The sequence below is a fragment of the Desulfopila sp. IMCC35006 genome (assembly GCF_005116645.1).
Lineage (GTDB): Bacteria > Desulfobacterota > Desulfobulbia > Desulfobulbales > Desulfocapsaceae > Desulforhopalus_A.
On the sequence record NZ_SWCM01000001.1, the window covers coordinates 552,969 to 569,126 of the forward strand.

The following is a 16,158-nucleotide window of genomic DNA, read 5'->3' on the forward strand; positions in this document are numbered from 1 at the left end:
GCGCATGGCAGGTATGAAAGAGTCGAAACTCAGACAATCTGCAATTATATGACGTAAGTCAATTACCTGTTATGAAAAATTGTGTTAGAGAGATAACACGATACCATTTCTACCGCTATAGACGAAAGAGGATACCTGGCAGAACCCTGGATGGGGCACCGTTCAGGCATCATAAAAGGAGAACAAATACATGAAAGAACCATCTGAGGAAGCTTTTAATCCTGTGGATATTTCCGAGCAGGATGTGGTCGAGGCGATGAAACGCATCGCAGGCTATATCGATATCACCCCCGGCGACTTCAAGGAAGTATACCAGACCGCCTATTCTCTGGCGATTACAAGGCTGCTCGACAGCCTCACCGCCGGTAATATCATGAGCACACCGGTTTCGTGTGTGCAGCAGGAAATGGCCCTTGTCGACGCTGCCCACCTGCTTGCCGAAAAACAGATTTCCGGTGGACCGGTTGTCGACCGGGACGGACGGGTGGTTGGCGTTGTCTCGGAAAAAGATTTCCTCAAAGAGATGGGCTTTGGCGAAACCCCGTCCTTTATGCAGATAGCCACCCATTGCCTGAACAGCAAAAGCTGCATGATCGGCAGATTACGCCACAGGACAGTTGGCGATATCATGACCAGGCCGCCGATAACCGCCGATTCGGCGATGACCATCGGCGCCATTTCCACGCTTTTTGCCAAGCGGCAGATCAACCGCCTGCCGATTATTGATGCTGATGGACGACCGGTCGGAATCGTCACCCGTACCGATCTCGCACACTCCTTTCATGACCTGCTGGCGAGGCCGAAACCATGAACTACCTGCAAAAAATGAAGGGCGGTGGGCAAAGTCCACCCAGGGTTGGCCTGACAGAAGTCCTCTGGTCCTGGATCGGCAGCTTTACCGGTCTGGCAGCCGTTTCTTTCATTCACTATAAGCTACTCGACCAGACCGGCCTGATGCTGATAATCGGCTCGTTCGGTGCCTCGGCAGTTCTCATCTATGGCGCTATTCGCAGCCCTCTGGCTCAGCCGAGGAATCTGCTCGGAGGCCATGTCCTTTCGGCTATTATCGGGGTGACAACCTTCAAATTGCTGGGTGGACAACCCTGGCTGGCCGCAGCCATTGCCGTTTCTACCTCGATTGCGATAATGCACCTCACCGGCACCCTGCATCCCCCAGGCGGTGCTACCGCTCTGATCGCCGTTATCGGCGGTGAAAGCGTCCACAATCTCGGCTACCTCTATGTGCTGATGCCGACCGCCCTGGGGGCAATTGTCATGCTCATTATTGCCCTGATCATCAATAATATACCGAAGAACCGGAAGTACCCGGAATTTTGGTTTTAGCAATGTCGTGACTTTGTTAATGGCGTAATTGTCTCGCTGGGACCTTCATGCAGCAGGTCTTCCAGATACGCCCGGCCAATCTCGGCCACACTCCAGGCCTGGGCAATACAACCGCGTGGCGTGTGGGGGGCATCACCATCGAAGATCTCCGATATCTGGCCGATGCCGGCCTCGGCCAGATGATTTCTGACAGCCTGCAGCAATTTCAATCCCTGTTTCTGACCGGTCTTGCCCCGCACCCGCACCAGAGCGGTAAGATAAGGGCCCAGCAGCCAGGCCCACACCGTGCCCTGATGGTAGGCTGAGTCACGCAAAAAAGGACTGCCCTCATATGTGGGATGATAATCCGGATCCTGCGGGGAAAGACTTCGTAAGCCAACAGGTGTCAGCAGATGATCTTCTATAGTTTTAAGCACCTGCCTTGCTCGGTTGCGACCCAGTAAAGGAAATGGCAGACTGAGAGCGAGAATCTGGTTCGGTCGGATAGCACCATCCGACTTTTCACCGTCGACCACGTCGAAAAGATATCCGCCTTGCGGATTCCAGAATACCTGAGCAAAGCGCTGCACAACCTTTTCAGCCAGGGCCTGGTATATTTGGGCCTTTTTATTGCGACCGACCGTCTGCAGCAACCGGGCATAGATAGCCAGAGCGTTGTACCAGAGAGCGTTAATTTCCACGGCCTTGCCGTTTCGCGGCGTAACCACCCAGTCACCAATCTTGGCATCCATCCAGGTAAGCTGAATATCGGGATTACCTGCCGCCAGCAGACCGTCACTTTCCATGTGAATACCGTAGCGCGTGCCGCGCTGGTGCCAGTCCAGTATGTCGGCCATTGCCGGCAGAAGCGTTTCTTTCAGGAAAACCTTGTCCTGGCTGTAACGGAAGTACTTATAGGCCGCCACAAAAAACCACAGGGTTGCATCCACCGTGTTGTACTCCGGCTGTTCACCAGCCTCGGGAAAACGATTGGGCAGCATGCCTTGATCAATATTTTCAGCAAAGACCCGAAGAATCTTTTTGGCATCATCATAGCGCCGGGTGACCAGGGTCAACCCGGGCAGAGCAATCATGGTGTCGCGGCCCCAATCGGTAAACCAATGATACCCGGCGATGATGGTCTTCAGGTCAGCACCGCGTCGAACCACAAACTGGTCGGCGGCCAGGCTCAATGCCCGGGTCAGATCATCGGCTATCGGCAGGGCCGTGAGCAGATTTTTTCGCCGGGCTCTTTCACCGGCCAACAGGTTGTCCGCATTTCGACCATTCGGATTTTCTGTTGAGACGATGAGAGTCAATTGGGCTCCGGCTTGAAGCGATATGGTGAAAATTCCCGGGGTAAAGAGATCCTCGTGAAAGTCCAGGCCTCGTTCTTTTTCACGCAGATACTCGAAATTGTAGTACCAGTCAGCCTGCGCCACAAAGCGTGCCCCCGGCACAAGCATATACAAGGCTGGCACCTGCGCATAGGGCTGATATGACCAGACGTCGCCTGAAAGTTGCGACTCCCGGTTGATGTCGGCGTTGGCTTGCGTCAGGCTGTGATATTCGCGCCCGGCCACGAATGGACGCAGCTCCAGCTGAAAGTCCGCCGGCGCTTCGATGACCTTGTATTGAATGACCGTGGTGTTCTCCCCATGGATTGCAACCACCCTCTTTTGCAGGACAATGGCGCCCGCCTCATAGGTGAAGAGCGGGGAAAAATCCTGGGTGTAAGCTGCCAGATATCGATAGCCCTGGGGGTGAACAGCGCCTGGGTAAACATTGGTGCCAAGCTCGAGGCGTGCACCATCGCGCACCAGGGTCTCCTCCAGTTTGGACAGAAGCACCATCCGCCCGACCGGGGGATGCGTAGCCGCAACCAGCAGGCCATGGTAGCGCCTGGTGTGACCATTGCTGATGGTGGCACCGGCCCAGCCGCCGATACCATTGGTATCCAGCCACTCGCGCCCGATCGCCTCGTCAAAATTCTGCGTTACAGTACGATCCAGATGAATAGACATGAATTCCCCTCCCTCTAGCATTACTGCCACTCGTTAGCCACCGGTTGCTCATCCGCGGTACAAGGCCGCCGTCTTCATGACTTTGTCTTCTCGTTCCATCCACCCGACTGCTGAATCAGCTTAGCTACCAGTCCCGTCCAGCCGGTCTGATGGCCGGCGCCCAGTCCGGCGCCGTTGTCACCATGAAAGTATTCGTTAAAGAAGACATACTCCCGCCAGTGCGGATCATCCTGGAACTGTCGATTTCCGCCGTACATCGGCCGATCGCCACTGCCATCGCGCAGGAACAATTTGATCAGGCGCCGGGACAGTTCGGTTGCAACCTCGCCGAGATCCATCATCTGCCCTGAACCGGTGGGACATTCCACTTTTAAGGAATCCCCATAGAAGTGATGGTACTTCTGCAGGGATTCGATCAACAGATAGTTGATGGGAAACCAAACCGGCCCGCGCCAGTTGGAATTGCCGCCGAACAGCCCACTGGTCGATTCAGCCGGCTGGTAGCCAATAGTATGGGACAGGCCGTCAACGGAGAGGGTGTAGGGTTGGTCGAGATGTAATTTGGAAATTGAGCGGATGCCGTAGGGAGACAGAAATTCCTTTTCATCCAGCATGGGCTGTAACACCCGCACCAGCCGCTCTCGGTTAATGATCGACAACAGCCGCCGCGCATTCTTTCCCGGCGATTTCACACAGGCTAAATGCCCCTGGTCACGGAGATACACCCGATTTTCAAAAAACCAGTTCATTCTCCGTTTAAAGACCGGCAGACTCTCGACCAGGTCATGCTCAAGCGTCTCTACGGCCAGAATCGGCATTAAACCCACCAGGGATCGCACCTTGAGGGGGGTCATGCTGCCATCCGGCATATGCAGGGTGTCGTAAAAGAAGCCGTCTTCTTCATTCCACAGGCTCATGCCACCCCGGTAAGCCCCGGCCATGGCCTGGGCGATGCGCAGGAAGTGTTCAAAAAACTTACTGGCGGTATCCTGATAAACTGGGTCGGTCGTCGCCAGTTCAAGGGAGATTTTCAGAAGTATCAGGCTGTAAAAACCCATCCAGGCGGTCCCGTCGGACTGATCGATATGGCCACCGGTTGGCAGCGGGGCACTGCGATCGAAGATACTGATGTTATCCAGGCCGAGAAATCCGCCCTGGAAGACATTGCGGCCATCGTCATCTTTTTTATTCACCCACCAGGTGAAATTCATCAACAGTTTGTGCAATATACCCTCGAGAAAATGGGTATCCGCCCGACCCTGCTGCTTCGCGTCAATCTTGTACACCCGCCAAGCCCCCCAGGCATGTACCGGTGGATTCGTGTCGCCAAACTGCCACTCATAGGCAGGCAGTGCCCCGTTAGGATGCATGTACCATTCACGACCCATCAGATTAAGCTGGCGTTTGGCAAATTCAGCATCCACCAGGGCCAGCGGGATGGCGTGAAAGGCCAGATCCCAGGCGGCATACCAGGGATATTCCCACTTGTCGGGCATGGAAACAATATCGAAATTATTCAAATGCTCCCAGTCGTGGTTACGCCCGCTTGTTCGGGACGCGGGCAGATCCTTCTGCTCCGGGTCACCATGCAGCCACTGCTCCACATTGTAATAATAAAATTGCTTGCTCCAGATCATCCCGGCCAGTGCTTGACGCTGGATTGCTGTCTGCTCGGGGCCGACGTCACGCTGGATGGCTGCGTAAAAGGCATCGGCCTCGGCCAGGCGTCGGTCAAAACAGGAGTCAAAATCGGCAAAGGGACTCGCCAGTGTAGAATTGGCAAGCCGCAGCCGCAGGGAACATGATCCCTGGGCGGGAACCTGACAGCTATACCAGACGGCGGCTTTCGTACCTTCACCAGCCGGATTCACCGCGTTTGGTTCGCCACCAATCACATGGCGATGCAAACCATCTTTAACATAGACACTGCCATTGGGTCGGCCGAAGAGCCGCTCCGTATTGGTTTCGTTGTCGGTGAACAGCAGCCGGGGTTGACCATCTTCACTCAATGTGTCGGCGAAGAGATAATAATCACCGGCCGCCGGGTGGAAGAGGTGGACGACAGCGCCCCCCCCGGAATCGCTCATCTTCTTCAACACCGGGCGGCCCGGGACATCGTCCATCGGCCCGGCGTCATAGCCCCAGCTCCAGGTGTTGCGAAACCAGATCGTCGGGAGCAGATCCAGTAAAGCCGCTTCGGGTCCGCGGTTATGGGCTGTTATCCGGATCAAGATGTCGTCGGTATCTGCCTTGGCGTATTCCACAAAGACATCGAAGTAACGCTGGTTTTCAAAGACACCGGTGTCCAGCAACTCATACTCAAAATCGTTGAATCCCCGACGCCGGTTCTCAGCCACCAGATCAGCGTAGGGAAAGGCTGCCTGCGGATATTTATAGAGCATTTTCAGATAGCTGTGCGTCGGCGTGGCGTCAAGATAATAGTAGTACTCCTTGACATCCTCGCCGTGGTTGCCTTCAGGGCCGGCAAGACCGAACATTCGCTCTTTGAGGATAGGGTCGTTATGATTCCACAGCGACAGGGCAAAGCAGATATATTGATTACGGTCGGAGATACCGGCAATACCGTCTTCTCCCCAGCGGTAGGCCTTGCTGCGGGCATGATCGTGGGGGAAATACTCCCAGGCGCTGCCATAGGGGCTGTAATCCTCCCTGACCGTGCCCCAGGAACGCTCACTGAGGTACGGGCCCCACTTTTTCCAATTGACCTTGAGGTCCAGATGATCTTGCAGTCGTTGGTGTTCTGCGGTCATTTTCATCGTCTGCCTCCCCCTGCCTGCGCGCTGTTTGCTCTCAAAAAGACTACCGTCGCAAGGCCATGAAATTATGGAAAATACTTTTAACGGTCGGTGTAAGACGTTCACGGTTATAGGCGTCACCGCACTGCCGAATAGCTTCAGCGGCTGTCGGATAGGGATGAATCACCCCGGCCAGTCGGCCAAGTCCCATTCCACCCTGCATCGCCACGGTAATCTCACTGATCATGTCACCGGCATGGCTGCCGACGATGGTTGCGCCCAGGATCTGATCCTTTCCTTTCGCTACATGGATTTTGACATAACCGGAGGCGACTCCATCGACGATACCTCTGTCCACATCGCTCAACGCCCGTTTAAAGGTCACAAAAGGGATCTTGCGTTCCTGGAGATCCTTCTCGTAAAGCCCGACATGGGCGACTTCCGGATCGGTGTAGGTTGCCCAGGGTATCAGCAGGTCCGAGACCTTGTCGCGACCAAAGAACAGTGCATTTTTAATGACGAGACGGGCCATGAAATCAGCCATATGGGTGAACTGATATCTGCTGGCCACATCCCCCACGGCAAAAATATCGGGATTGGTGGTCTGCAGCCTGTCGTTTACCACCACCCCCTTGCGGACATCAAATTCCACTCCGGCTTTTTCTAAGCCCAGTCCAGTCACGCTGGGCTTTCGGCCGGTGGCTACCAGCAGGGCGTCAAATTCGAAGACTTTTTCCGTGCCTTCTTCCGCAAGAACAACGCGGAGAGGCCCATTTTCGCCCCCCTTCTCGACGCATCTGTACCTTGCGTTAAAGACAAAAGACACTCCGTCTTTTTCCATCGCCTCTTTTACTATCTGCACGGCCTCCGGATCTTCCTTGGCCAGGATATGCTCATTGCGGGAAAAGACCGTCACCCGGGAGCCCAGCCGTTGAAAAGCCTGGGCCAGCTCAAGTCCTATGGGTCCTGCGCCGATCACACCAAAGCGCTTCGGCAATTCCGTCAGATTGAACACCGAATTATTCGTGAGAAAGGGCACATCGGTCAGGCCTGGAATTTTCGGAATGGCAGCAGTCCCGCCGGTGGCAATCACCGCTTTCGCAAAATTGAGTGTTTTGCCGTTTACCTCAATACTTTTTTTTCCGGTAAAAACGCCCCTGCCCATAAAGACGTCAACACCGAGTTGATCCGAATACCTCCTGGCCGAATCCACCGGCGAGATCTGCGCCCGCAGGCGGCGCATACGCTCCATTACATAGCCAAAATCAACGGAAATCCCGCCTTCAATTCTTACGCCGAACTGGCCGGCATCACGCACCGCAGCGACCGCCTTTGCACAGCGCAGCAGGGCCTTCGACGGCACACAGCCGACATTGAGGCAGTCGCCGCCAAGAAGGTGCGACTCAATCAGGGCCACCCGGGCGCCAACCCCCGCCGCCCCGGCAGCCGAAACCAGCCCCCCGGCCCCCGCACCTATCACCACGAGATTGTAGGAGGATTTCGGTTCCGGATCCAGCCATTTTTTGGGATGGACATTATCAAGCAGTTTGGCGTTATGCGCATCAAGAGGAGAAACGCCGATGGCCTCAAGATCAATCTGATCCATGTTTCCCAGTTCAGCATCAGGTTCCGGCAACGACGGCTGCAGAGACCGATCCGAGTCTTTCAGCGAGGTGAGGGAGCCAAGAAAGTCGGACCATTTGACGGCGCTGCCATCCGCAACTTCATCCGGCACGCCGCCATGATCTTCGTCGGAGGCAAAGCGGTAAAAGAGATATTCATTTTTAAAGGCATGGGCCCGCTGGACATGATGAAATATACCGTTATGCAGCATGACATTGCCGAGACGAACGGCATCATCCTCATCTGCGGCCAACCCCTGTTCAATCAGTTTACCGACCGCTTCACTGCCGACAAAACAGCTCGCATAGTTTTTTGGTGGAAAACCATATTGACGGTCGCGTATGTCGACAATTGCCCGGAAGGAACTCCTTAACTCATCGAGGTCCGTACCCTGCAAAGACACCTGGTCATCATCAGAATTGTTCTTACTCATTGCTCCATTCTCCCTCGTATTATGATGGCGACTCGCGCATATATTTCCGCCGCAGGGCTGCTAGCACGATTGAGACCACTGATGCAGCAAGGCAGGGTCAGGTTTCGTCACCTGCCGGAGGCGGATTGCGTTTTGCTTTGTAGAAAGACAGCAGTTTTTTTACCGTGATTGGGAAAAGGCCAAGAATTACAAACGACGTTAAGACCCCTGGTGACACGATGCCGGACAGAGAGTCGATTTTCGCCAGCTCTTTGCCGGCGTTTACAAAAACAATGGTTCCGGCAAACATCCCAACCTGCGACACCCAGAAATAGGTAAACATCCGCATCCTGGTGAGCCCCATGAGCAGGTTGATCACAAAGAAAGGAAAGATCGGCACCAGGCGCAGAGAAAAGAGATAAAATGCCCCCTCCTTTTCAACGCCGTTATTGATGGTCGCCAGCTTGTCCCCGAACCTGTTCTGCACCCACTCCCGTAGAAGAAAACGGGAAACCAGGCAGGCCAGGGTGGCACCAATGGTGCTGGCAAACGAGACCACGAGTGTGCCCACCACAAGACCGAACAATGCTCCTCCCGCCAGGGTAAGCACCACGGCGCCGGGCAGCGACAAGGCAGTAACCGCAATATAAATCCCCATATAAACGGCAATAACCAGGAAACGGTTTTCCAGATAGAGCGCTTGAAATTCTTCCTGCGATGACTTGAGGTAATCGAGGGTAAAATACTGTCCCAGGTCAAAATACCGGAAAGCGACTATGCCAAAAATGATGGCGCAGGCAATGAAGATCTTTTGTATTATTTTATTATTAGTGCCTTCTGCCATGAATTAATTATCCTTCAGATAGTATACGTATGCGATGTCACCTTGCCGCCATGACCTGTCCAGTCGGTATGAAAGAACTCCCCGCGCGGTTTATCATTGCGCTCATAGGTGTGACCGCCAAAATAATCACGCTGCGCCTGGAGCAGGTTGGCGGGCAGCCGGGCACTGCGATAGCCGTCATAATACGCGAGCCCCGCGCCAATCGCCGGCATGGGGATGCCTATTTCAATGGCCTTTGCCGCCACCCGGCGCCAGCCGGACTGAGCCTGGTGAATGGCTGTACGGAAAAAATCGTCAAGCAGGAGATTCTCCAAGTCCGGATGCCGGTCAAAGGCCTGCTTGATATTACCGAGAAAAGCGCTCCGGATAATGCAGCCGCCGCGCCACATGAGGGCGATACCGCCGTAGTTCAGCTGCCAACCGTATTCTCGAGCCGCATTGCCCATGAGCATGTAGCCCTGGGCGTAGGAAATAATTTTCGAGGCATACAGGGCATCGCGCACATAGCCCACGAACTCGTTGACGTCGCCATCAAACCTGACATTCGGGCCATCAAGCACTTCGGACGCCTCAACCCGCTCCTTCTTCATCGCCGACAGGCAGCGGGCGAACACCGCCTCAGCGATCAGGGTCAGCGGGATACCCGACTCAAGGGCATTGATTCCTGTCCACTTGCCGGTGCCTTTCTGGCCAGCAGCGTCGAGAATATTGTCTATCAAAGGAGTGCCATCTACATCCTTATGACCAAGGATATCGGCCGAAATTTCCATGAGATACGAATCAAGCACCTCTTTATTCCATTGGCCGAACACGGACTGGATCGCAGCCGTATCCATACCGAGCCCCCGGCGCAGGAAATCATAGGCCTCGCAGATAAGCTGCATGTCGCCGTATTCAATGCCGTTATGCACCATTTTGACGTAATGCCCTGCGCCTTCTTCGCCGACCCAGTCACAGCAGGGAGCACCATCGACCCGGGCAGCGATGGCCTGAAATATTTCTCTTACATACGGCCATGCATCAGGATTGCCGCCCGGCATGATAGACGGTCCTTTACGGGCGCCTTCCTCTCCGCCGGAAATGCCGGTGCCGACAAACAGAATGCCCTTTTTGGCGAGGTCTTGTGTCCGTCGATTAGTGTCGGTATAGAGGGAATTGCCGCCATCAATGATGATATCGCCATGCTCCAGAAGCGGCACGAGCTTCTCGATAAAGGCGTCAACCACCGACCCGGCCTTGACCATCATCATCACCCGACGCGGTTTTTTCAAGCTGCCGACTAATTCGGCAATGGAATGCGTGGGTAGTATATTCGTCCCCTTGCCGGGACCCGCGACAAACGTATCCACCGTCGCTGTTGTTCTGTTAAACACTGCCACCCTGAAGCCATGGTCGTTCATGTTTAACACCAGGTTTTGCCCCATCACGGCAAGACCGATTAATCCGATATCTGCCTGTACCATTTTTTTTCTCCCTGTGTTGTTCAGGTGTTGTCAGGAATATTTTACTTTGCTCCTTGAGTGAGTCTTTCATGCACATACTCTTCAAGCCTGCGCAGATCCTTGGTGAAATTCCTGATTCCCTCGGAGAGCTTCTCCACGGCCATCGGGTCTTCGTTATGCTGCCAGCGCATGTCTTTTTCCAAAAGAGAAATCTTTTCCATGTCCATCGCTCTGGCTCGCGCTGGATCAAGTTTACGCTCGACATCCCCAGAGGTGCTTTCCAGTTCGTTGAGTAATTTGGGGGAGATTGTCAATAAGTCGCAGCCGGCAAGTTCCAGTATCTGGTTGACATTGCGAAAGCTTGCTCCCATGATCTGGGTCGTGTAACCATGTTTTTTGTAGTAGTAATATATCTTCCGCACCGACTGTACCCCCGGGTCATCCTGTGCCGCATAGGCATCAACCCCATTTTTCGCCATATACCAGTCAGTAATACGCCCAACAAATGGCGAGATGAGGGTAACCCCCGCTTCGGCGCAGGCGATCGCCTGGGCAAAGCTGAACATCAGGGTCAGGTTACAGTGAATACCCTGCTTTTCCAAACGCTCCGCCGCCCGAATCCCCTCCCAGGTCGAAGCCAGTTTGATAAGGACACGGTCTGAGTCAATGCCGAATTCCCGGTAGATATCCATCAGTTCGCTGGCCTTACGGATGCTCCCCTCGGTATCAAAGGATAACCGCGCGTCCACCTCCGTCGACACCCGGCCCGGAACAATGGAGAGGATCTCGCGCCCGAAAAGGACCGCCAGACGATCCATAATGAGGGCCCTGCGAGCCTCCAAGGTGCCCGCCTTCGACCGCCCGTAGTCCATAGCCTCCTCGACCAGAGGGCGATACTGCGGCAACCTGGCCGCAGCATAGATCAGCGAAGGGTTGGTTGTCGCATCTGTCGGCCTGTATTCACTGATTGAATCGAAGTCGCCGGTATCGGCAACCACGGTGGTCATAGTTTTTAATTGTTCAAGTTTATTCATGATTTCCTCATCAGTTAAACGATCGAAGCTCTATAATTTAAACATTTCCCTGCCACTTCTTCGCCCCAGGCGGCCATGCAGCCCGGATCTCTGCAGTTCATTCAAATTACAATGTGATTACCACTAAACTTCAGCTCCATGGGGATATGAGGTGCCCTTTGCACGGGTGTTCCGCAGCCTGGATGGCTGCGGTCAAGCCCCCAGGGATGGGTTTATGGCGTCCCGTGAAAAGGGCTCCTCATATCCCTCTGGACCTTCTAAGCTGAAGTTTAGTGGTAATCACAAATTACAATTATAATCATCCTAGCGATCATTGTCGTAATTCCTCAGGAAAGTTCCCCTTCGGCTGAGAGCAGTTCTTCAGAGCTGGCGGCGGTGTCGGCTAGCGGCCGCAGGTTTGGGGAGTCCAGACTGGCGCAATTTAATGCATAACTGAAGCCGATTATTCTGGAAGATCGGTCGCAGAGTGCGATGTTCGATGTCATTCAGGCTCAACTTTTCGCCTTCAATGGTGAGCAGTTTGGCGTCCCATGGACCATTGCTGAACAAGCCGGGGGAGATGTCGATGTCCATGATACTCTTTCCCGGTTAAGGGTCGACACTGGCTTTAATGGTCAGAGCATTGTAGAGGTTGACCCAGTATGCTTTTTGCTCCTTCGGGTTTAGGGAAGAGGTTTTAGTCTCTTCATGTGATTCTCCTTTCATAAACTGAGTTAAAGGTTTTTACCGCCAGAGGCCTCCGGTCCTTCGGTCAAAGAACATACTGCGCGTGCATTTTTACCCTTCATAATGGTTTTTCAGTTGCTCTTTTCAGTTTCATTTCCCGTATACCGCAATACAAGACCGGCACCACCAGCATGGTCATCACCGCCAGGCTCATGCCCCCTAAGGTCGGGATGGCCATGGGCAACATAATATCAGCCCCGCGTCCGGTGGACGTCAGGACCGGGACCAGGGCCAGTACGGTGGTGGCAGTAGTCATCAAACAGGGCCGCACCCGCCGCATGCAGGCCTCGATGGTCATACGGCGAATCTCCTCTGCTGTCGGCGTTTTCCTTTCAGCAAAAGCGCTATCCAGGTACGTTGCCATAACCACCCCGTCATCCGAGGCAATACCGAAAAGGGCGAGAAATCCCACCCAAACCGCCACGCTCAAATTGATCGGGTGGACCTGGAATAACTCCCGCATCGAGGTTCCAAATACACTGAAATCGAGAAACCAGGGTTGACCATACAGCCATATCATGATGAATCCGCCGGCCCAGGCAACAGCGACCCCGGAGAAAACCAGGGCACTGGTTGCAATGGATTTAAATTGCAGATAGAGGATGAAGAAAATGATCAAGAGCGCCAGTGGCAGGATCAACCCCAGCTTTTTATCAGCCCGTACCTGATTTTCGTAGTTTCCGGTAAAACTGAAGCTGACACCGGCGGGCAGATGCAACTCACCGGCCTGTATTTTTGCCAGCAGATAGCCCTGTGCCTCCTCCACCACATTGGTTTCGGCCCGATCTGTTTTTTTGTCAAACAGCACATACCCGACAAGAGAGGTATTTTCGCTTTTTATCATCTGGGGACCGGCCACATACTTCAGGTCGGCCAGCTGCACCAGCGGGATTTGGGCGCCATTCGGGGCAGACACCATCACTTCGCCGACAGTGTCGAGATGATCCCGCAGCTCGCGCATGTATCTGACGCGTACCGGGTAGCGTTCTCTTCCCTGGACGGTGGTGGTGATCTGTTTGCCGCCGATCGCAATCTCGATGACATCCTGGACCTGCTGCAGATCAATGCCGTACTGGGCTATGGCACGCCGGTCGATATTGATCTCCAGATACGGCTTGCCGACGATCCGATCGGCAATTACCGACAGCGGATCGACCGAGGGCACTTCCCGGAGAAATTTTTCGATGCGCCCCGTCACCTCTTCGATGGTCTGCAGATCAGGACCGTTGACCTTTACGCCCATGTTCGCCCGAATACCGCTTTGCAGCATCACGATACGCGCTGAGATGGGCTGGAGTTTGGGAGCCACCGTTGTCCCTGGTATCGATGCCTGTTTGACGATTTCCTGCCAGATATCATCCGGCTGCCGGATGCCTGCCCAGGCGTTGCGTCCTGGGTTGATCTCAGGATTCAAGGCTGGGCGCCACAGACGAAAAGGGCTGCCCCGGTCGTCGGGGATCAACTTGTTATCATCATCTCTTTCAAACTTTCCCCGGACATGATAGGGTTTGCCGTCCGGAGCAGGGAGAGGGTGCCCCCTTTCATCACGAAAAAAGTCGAGTTCATCAGGATTGAAGCGAAACCGGGCGGGCTGGCCGTCGCTCTCCTGCCTGAATTCGGTCGTATAATTTATGAGGGTCTCGATCATGGAGGTCGGGGCCGGGTCCAGCGGACTCTCCACCCTGCCCAGTTTCCCCACGGCGGACTCCACCTCGGGTATCGCCTCGATCGCGCGATCCTGTCGCTGCAGGATGTCGAGCACCTCACCGATGGAAGCATGGGGCATGGTCACCGGCATATACAGATAAGCGCCTTCATCCAGCGGCGGCATGAATTCCTTGCCCAGTCCAGGAAATTTTTGGGCCAGATAGGCCGATGGTGTCGAGTTGGTAACCAGCCTGGGCAGCCAGCCGAAAACAGTGCCGTAGCCCTGCCAGATCATACCGCCCAGCAGTATCGCCAACAGCGGCAGGGCCAGGAAAAGTGCTTTGTGCTCCAGGCACCACTCCAAAATCCTTGGGTAGAAACGCTGAAACAGCAAAAAGATGGTGAGAATCCCGCCGATAAGCAGCCCGACAAACACGAAATTTACCAGGAGCCCTTTCTGCACTCCCAATGGCTGCCAGGATCGGGTCAGGACCATGGCAACGCCCAGAATGATCAGGCCGCTGGTCAACAGTCGCACCTTTCGGGCAGCCTCCGTGGGAAGCCGCAGCATCACCAGGTTACAGCCGCCTATCACAGCGACCAGGAGACCAACCTGCCAAGCCAGGGTGAATGCCAGCAACGCCCCCAGATAGATGAGCCCTTCGTAGAAAATCCAGCCGTACCGTTGCCGGCCGGGTTTGCGGTTGAACAGGGCGTGGGCCAGAGGTGGTATGACACAGAGGGCGAGGATCAGGGAGGCGAGCAAGGTGAAGGTTTTGGTAAAAGCGAGCGGCCTGAAAAGTTTTCCTTCAGCCGCCACCATGGTAAATACCGGCAGGAAACTGACGATGGTGGTGGACACAGCCGTCAACACGGCCCCGCCGACCTCTCTTGCCGCCCGCAGTATCACGGCCGCCCGATCTTCGGCGGGTGCGGCCTGGGCCAGTCGGCGCAGGATGTTTTCAGTCAGGATGATGCCCATGTCGACGATGGTGCCGATGGCGATGGCGATCCCCGAAAGGGCCACGATGTTGGCGTCGACGTGAAAGATCTTCATGGCGATAAAGCAGAGCAGTACCGCCAGCGGCAGCAGCCCTGAAATGATAATCGAGCTCCCCAGGTGCGCCATCATCACGAGCACGACAATGATGGTGACGAGCATCTCCTTGGACAGAGCCGAGTTGAGAGTGCCCAGGGTCTCCTTGATCAGCTCGGTGCGATCATAGAACGGAACGATTTTCACCTGGGAAAGAGTACCGTCCGCCAGGGTTCGTTTGGGCAGCCCCAGCGAAATTTGGTCAATCTTCTTTTTCACCCGGTTGATCACCGCCAGCGGGTTCTCGCCGTAGCGCACCACCACCACCCCGCCGACCGCTTCTGCGCCGCTTTTATCGAGAACCCCGCTCCGGGACGCCGGCCCCATTGACACATGAGCCACATCCCCCACCAGGATGGGCGTTTCACCCTGCAGCTTTATGAGGGAATCGCGAATATTATCAAGGGATTTGAAAAACCCCAGACCCCGGATGACGTATTCGACCTTGTTGACCTCAATAGTACGCGCCCCCACATCGACATTGGCCCGACGTACGGCGTCTACCACCTGAGCCAGATTGATGCCATGATACCGCAGGAGGTCCGGGTCCACATCAATCTGGTACTCCATCACAAACCCGCCGACCGATCCCACTTCGCTGACCCCCGGCACCGACATCAGACCATAGCGCACATACCAGTCCTGAATGGTGCGCAACTCATGCAGATCCCAGCCCCCCGAAGGCTTGCCGTCGGGGCCGATGCCTTCCAGGGTGTACCAGAAGACCTGACCCAGGGCCGTGGCATCCGGTCCCAGGGTGGGCTTGACCCCTTCGGGTAATTCGCCGGCCGGCAAACTGTTGAGCTTTTCCAGTACCCGCGTACGGGCCCAGTAAAAATCGACGCCGTCCTCAAAGATGACGTACACCATAGAAAAACCAAACATCGAGTAGCTGCGGATAGTCTTTACCCCCGGGACGCCCAGCAAAGATGCCGAGAGCGGATAGGTGATCTGATCCTCGATGTCCTGGGGGGAGCGGCCTGTCCAATCGGCAAAGACGATCTGCTGGTTTTCGCCGACGTCGGGGATGGCGTCCACCGGCACCGGATCACGCCACATCCCGCCGAGATGCCAGTCAAACGGGGCGACCACCAGTCCCCAGCCAATCAGGATAATGACCGCCAGAAAAACGATCATCCGGTTCAGCATGCAGAAGCGGATGACCGTTCCGAGCCAGGAGGATGTGACGGGAGTTTGGGGATTAAAATCTTCAGTCATGGTTGGTCAGCTT

General features: G+C 55.0%; 11 protein-coding genes. 2 read left to right on the plus strand and 9 right to left on the minus strand.

Going from position 1 to position 16,158, the window contains the following annotated elements:
- Positions 1–190: 190 nt before the first annotated feature.
- Positions 191–811: a CBS domain-containing protein gene (locus FCL47_RS02490; protein ID WP_136811869.1), complete on the plus strand. Its 621-nt coding sequence runs from the start codon at positions 191–193 to the stop codon at positions 809–811.
- Positions 808–1,344, plus strand: a complete 537-nt coding sequence (locus tag FCL47_RS02495) for an HPP family protein (protein ID WP_136811870.1) — start codon at positions 808–810, stop codon at positions 1,342–1,344. The genes FCL47_RS02490 and FCL47_RS02495 overlap by 4 nt, the downstream gene beginning before the upstream one ends.
- Here FCL47_RS02495 and FCL47_RS02500 read toward each other — a convergent pair.
- The 9 genes from FCL47_RS02500 to FCL47_RS02535 all read right to left on the minus strand — a co-directional run bounded on the left by FCL47_RS02500 (position 1,341) and on the right by FCL47_RS02535 (position 16,145).
- Positions 1,341–3,347, minus strand: coding sequence for an amylo-alpha-1,6-glucosidase (locus FCL47_RS02500; RefSeq protein WP_167496333.1), 2,007 nt, complete (start codon positions 3,345–3,347; stop codon positions 1,341–1,343). The genes FCL47_RS02495 and FCL47_RS02500 overlap by 4 nt on opposite strands.
- Positions 3,348–3,421: 74 nt before the next feature.
- Positions 3,422–6,118 (minus strand): glucosidase, encoded by a 2,697-nt coding sequence (locus FCL47_RS24990; RefSeq protein WP_136812158.1) that lies wholly within the window; start codon positions 6,116–6,118, stop codon positions 3,422–3,424.
- 49 nt (positions 6,119–6,167) lie between these two features.
- Entirely contained in the window at positions 6,168–8,159 is a 1,992-nt protein-coding gene (locus FCL47_RS02510; RefSeq protein ID WP_136811872.1) for an FAD-containing oxidoreductase, read from the minus strand.
- 97 nt (positions 8,160–8,256) lie between these two features.
- Positions 8,257–8,982, minus strand: a complete 726-nt coding sequence (locus FCL47_RS02515) for a TVP38/TMEM64 family protein (protein ID WP_136811873.1) — start codon at positions 8,980–8,982, stop codon at positions 8,257–8,259.
- A gap of 14 nt (positions 8,983–8,996) precedes the next feature.
- The gene (gene gnd, locus FCL47_RS02520; protein WP_136811874.1) at positions 8,997–10,445 is read right to left on the minus strand and encodes a decarboxylating NADP(+)-dependent phosphogluconate dehydrogenase; all 1,449 of its coding nucleotides are present in this window, start codon (positions 10,443–10,445) and stop codon (positions 8,997–8,999) included.
- A gap of 41 nt (positions 10,446–10,486) precedes the next feature.
- Entirely contained in the window at positions 10,487–11,458 is a 972-nt protein-coding gene (tal, locus tag FCL47_RS02525) for a transaldolase (RefSeq protein WP_240744104.1), read from the minus strand.
- A 360-nt stretch (positions 11,459–11,818) separates the two neighbouring features.
- Complete coding sequence (locus FCL47_RS24705) at positions 11,819–12,031, minus strand: hypothetical protein (protein ID WP_205747183.1); 213 nt, start codon at positions 12,029–12,031, stop codon at positions 11,819–11,821.
- A 15-nt stretch (positions 12,032–12,046) separates the two neighbouring features.
- A complete protein-coding gene (locus FCL47_RS25530) occupies positions 12,047–12,163 on the minus strand; it encodes a DUF547 domain-containing protein (RefSeq protein ID WP_205747184.1) in 117 nt (38 codons plus the stop codon).
- 79 nt (positions 12,164–12,242) lie between these two features.
- Positions 12,243–16,145 (minus strand): efflux RND transporter permease subunit, encoded by a 3,903-nt coding sequence (locus tag FCL47_RS02535; protein WP_136811876.1) that lies wholly within the window; start codon positions 16,143–16,145, stop codon positions 12,243–12,245.
- Positions 16,146–16,158 lie beyond the last annotated feature (13 nt).

Coding starts and splice junctions, on each gene's coding strand:
- FCL47_RS02490 (WP_136811869.1), top strand. CDS start 191: ATGAAAGAACCATCTGAGGAAGCTTTTAATCCTGTGGATATTTCCGAG.
- FCL47_RS02495 (WP_136811870.1), top strand. CDS start 808: ATGAACTACCTGCAAAAAATGAAGGGCGGTGGGCAAAGTCCACCCAGG.
- FCL47_RS02500 (WP_167496333.1), bottom strand. CDS start 3,347: ATGTCTATTCATCTGGATCGTACTGTAACGCAGAATTTTGACGAGGCG.
- FCL47_RS24990 (WP_136812158.1), bottom strand. CDS start 6,118: ATGACCGCAGAACACCAACGACTGCAAGATCATCTGGACCTCAAGGTC.
- FCL47_RS02510 (WP_136811872.1), bottom strand. CDS start 8,159: ATGAGTAAGAACAATTCTGATGATGACCAGGTGTCTTTGCAGGGTACG.
- FCL47_RS02515 (WP_136811873.1), bottom strand. CDS start 8,982: ATGGCAGAAGGCACTAATAATAAAATAATACAAAAGATCTTCATTGCC.
- gnd (WP_136811874.1), bottom strand. CDS start 10,445: ATGGTACAGGCAGATATCGGATTAATCGGTCTTGCCGTGATGGGGCAA.
- tal (WP_240744104.1), bottom strand. CDS start 11,458: ATGAATAAACTTGAACAATTAAAAACTATGACCACCGTGGTTGCCGAT.
- FCL47_RS24705 (WP_205747183.1), bottom strand. CDS start 12,031: ATGGACATCGACATCTCCCCCGGCTTGTTCAGCAATGGTCCATGGGAC.
- FCL47_RS25530 (WP_205747184.1), bottom strand. CDS start 12,163: ATGAAAGGAGAATCACATGAAGAGACTAAAACCTCTTCCCTAAACCCG.
- FCL47_RS02535 (WP_136811876.1), bottom strand. CDS start 16,145: ATGACTGAAGATTTTAATCCCCAAACTCCCGTCACATCCTCCTGGCTC.